At 64.2% G+C, this 254-nt stretch carries 1 protein-coding gene; it reads right to left on the bottom strand.

Annotated features, from left to right (window positions below; all coding sequences use genetic code 11):
• A partial coding sequence (locus EUU22_RS04265; RefSeq protein WP_245484907.1) for a helix-turn-helix domain-containing protein occupies nucleotides 1-146 on the bottom strand: 146 nt, incomplete at its 3' end.
• Between the last annotated feature and the right edge of the window lie 108 nt (nucleotides 147-254).

The raw sequence follows: 254 nt of genomic DNA, 5'->3' as shown, positions 1-254 counted from the left end.
AATGCGCGGCCCACCCCGCGCTCGAGCAGCTCTTCCTTGCTGCTCACATGATAGTAGACGCTGGCCTTGGTGATGCCGGCCGCCCGCGCCACGTCATCCAGCGAAGCGCCGTCATATCCGCGCTCCAGGAATACGCGGACTGCCACGTCCAGAATTGCGTCGCTGTTGTATGGTCGGCGCTCTTTTGCGGATGGTCGTCCCACGGTCCACCCTCCGATGCCTTCCAAGTGTGCCGCGCACCGGAGGTGGTTTCC

The sequence above is a fragment of the Ciceribacter ferrooxidans genome, assembly GCF_004137355.1.
GTDB lineage: Bacteria > Pseudomonadota > Alphaproteobacteria > Rhizobiales > Rhizobiaceae > Allorhizobium > Allorhizobium ferrooxidans.
Note: the sequence above shows the minus strand (reverse complement) of the source record. Positions and strands in the feature narration are given on the sequence as shown.